This window comes from Acidobacteriota bacterium (assembly GCA_003225175.1).
Classification (GTDB): Bacteria; Acidobacteriota; Terriglobia; order Terriglobales; family Acidobacteriaceae; genus Gp1-AA112.
The window spans coordinates 1-2,655 of the sequence record QIBA01000093.1; the positions used below are offsets into that span (position 1 = coordinate 1).

At 56.2% G+C, this 2,655-nt stretch carries 3 protein-coding genes; all 3 read left to right on the top strand.

The genetic code is table 11. The annotated features are described in order from the left end of the window. Positions 1 to 1,239: hypothetical protein (locus tag DMG62_22025; protein ID PYY20776.1), on the top strand; the 1,239-nt coding region annotated here is incomplete at its 5' end. A gap of 43 nt (positions 1,240 to 1,282) precedes the next feature. After that, positions 1,283 to 2,119 (top strand): hypothetical protein, encoded by an 837-nt coding sequence (locus tag DMG62_22030; protein ID PYY20777.1) that lies wholly within the window; start codon positions 1,283 to 1,285, stop codon positions 2,117 to 2,119. Positions 2,120 to 2,422: 303 nt separating this feature from the next. Continuing rightward, positions 2,423 to 2,655 (top strand): hypothetical protein (locus DMG62_22035; protein PYY20778.1); only part of this gene is annotated, 233 nt, incomplete at its 3' end.

Sequence of the window (2,655 nt, forward strand, 5' to 3'; positions counted from 1 at the left end):
CTTTCGCCAGATGCGCCGTTCGACTTGGCGCTGCGTGACACCAAGACGGGATTCACGTTTTTTAAAATTGAAGGACACCAGTATGATTATCAGTCCAGCGCGCGGTCGCTGAGCATCACCGGCGGCCGCCTTGTGGTTTCGACGGAATTCGCCGGGTCCCTTAGCCGCCCGTCGGAAGCTGGTGCTATTGCGGGTAAAATTTCCATCGGCGCAGCAATGCAATCCATCGAGGTCGTACACCTCGACGAAAACGGCGATGTCAAATCCGCGGCACTACCAGCGATGAACCAACGTGGCGTGGGGACGGTGCCCGGCCCTGACGTTATCGTCGGCGACCTGATTGGCTTAGATCAACTGGACAATGGTTCAGCGAACGGGCGTGTTGGACTCGCGTTGGGGACCGATGCTTGCAACAAAGGGACAATCGACGTCGATTGGTTTGCCTTGCCGAGCAACGATCATCCCTTCATTCCTCAGAATGTCTATCGAATGAGTGGCGGCGCCGATAACACACAACAGTTCGAACAAATCGGCCAGTCCTGGGGTAAGCATGCGTTTGCAGCGGCATCCTCAGACACGTGCGGTTTTGGATGCAATGGGGTAGGTGGCGATCATCTTGGCTCGGGTTGCTCCGATGCATACGGCTCGGGGTTGAACGGCAATCAGTTTGGGATCGGTTCTCGCGCCTGGGTGAATCCATTCACCGGAAATTTCCCGCCTGGGAATACATCGAATGATCACACCGGCCACGCTCATGACGTAACGTCCCACCGAATTCTTATCGATGTTAACGACCTGAATACGTCCTTGAACGCCGGCGCGACGTATTTTGCCGAGGCGAATTACATAGTCCCGTTCGAAGGCACCTGGTGCGCAAGCCACCCGGACCAGTGCAACATGTACAACAATGCTTCGTACCGCCGGTACAATGTCACCGGAATCAATCAGCCATTTAGTTTCAGTGCTGTAGGACCTACCGTGCGCGAGCAACCGGCTATTTTCGCGTGGACTGGTGCGACGCTGAATCGGATTGCGCCTGATCCCGGCAACGATGGCATCTGCTTCATGGGCTACAAAGTTACGAATGCCAGTGCTGGCGTCTGGCATTATGAATACGCGCTCTACAACCAAAATCTCGATTCGCGCGATCCAAGCCTTCACGGTGCCTGTTGGTCCTGGAGTCAATATCTCCCACATCGGCTTTCATGCTCCAATTCAGCATCCTGGCTGGGCACATGACGGCACGGAGGGAGACGCAGGCTATAGCAGCACACCGTGGGATGTGACACAGGACGCAAGCTCTATCACGTGGAACACCGAAACTTTTGCGCAGAATCAGAACGCCAACGCGGTTCGCTTCGGGACTCTGTATAACTTCCGGTTTGATGCGGATCAACCGCCAAACCCGACCGACGGAACTGTTGGCTTCTTTAAGACCGGTGCGCCTATGGCGGTTCTAATCGAGGCTCCCGGAAATGTGCCGACACCGTCGCCAACGCCAACGCCGACGGCTAGCCCGACACCCACGCCAACTGCGACCCCAACGCCTACAGCCTGCGCTGGCCTTAACATAACTCAGATAGGCGGCAGCATCTTGCCAGGCGCAACTGACACCGGCAATCACGGGGATGAACAGGTAACCAACATTCCGCTCCCTTTCCCGTACATCGTCTGCGGCGGGACTTACAACAACATCAATGTGTCCCCTAACGGCAATACTCAGTTCAACACAAGCGATAGCAACTTCAATAACATCTGCCTGCCGTGGTCCGGCCACGACTGTACGATTTTCCCTTACTGGGACGATCTACGAACCGACTCAAACAGCGGTTGCGTCAGCTTTCCAGGTGGCACCTGCGGTGTCTACACCTCTGTGACCGGTAGTGCCCCTAACCGCATCTTCAATATCGAATGGCGGGCTGTTTACTTCGCCAGTCCGACTGACACGGCTAATTTCGAGCTGAGGTTGTATGAGGGACAGAATCGGTTTGACGTGATCTACGGCCCGACGGCTAACGACAATATAACTGCGACGGCGGGAATGCAAAGCAGCGACACCTCTTTGCTCAGTATTTTGGCAACGGTTCAGGGGGTCCCGCTACTGGCGGCTGGACCGTAGGTCCAGCGGGTACACCTAGCCCGACGCCAACGGCTACTGCAACTCCAACTGGTACAGCAACAGCAACACCTACTGCGACAGCTACGGCTACTGCTACGCCGACGCAAACACCAAGCCCGACTGCGACAGTTACACCGCGGCCCACATCGACACCAAGATCCAGCCCCTCGCCGCGGGTGCGCCCAACTCCGCCGCCGAGACCCTGATTGCAGTGATCAGTTACCGGGGAGTTGTCGGGTACCAGTTACCGCGCGGCTGATGTGTGAAAGGTTTCCAACAATTAACCTGTATGTTCAACACCCAATGATTACTCCCAAAACTCTAATTGCAGTAACACTCGTGACCGCGCTCGGCTTTGCTGGCGCGACGTCCGCGATCGCGACGATTATTAACCTCACTCCCAGCAAGGACAACACACTCTACGAGTACGACGCTGCTGAGGGCGATCACAGCAACGGCGCTGGTTTTCACCTCTTCGCCGGTGAGAATGGCATGGGTGAACTTCGCCGCGGGGTGTTAGCATTCGACATAGCGGG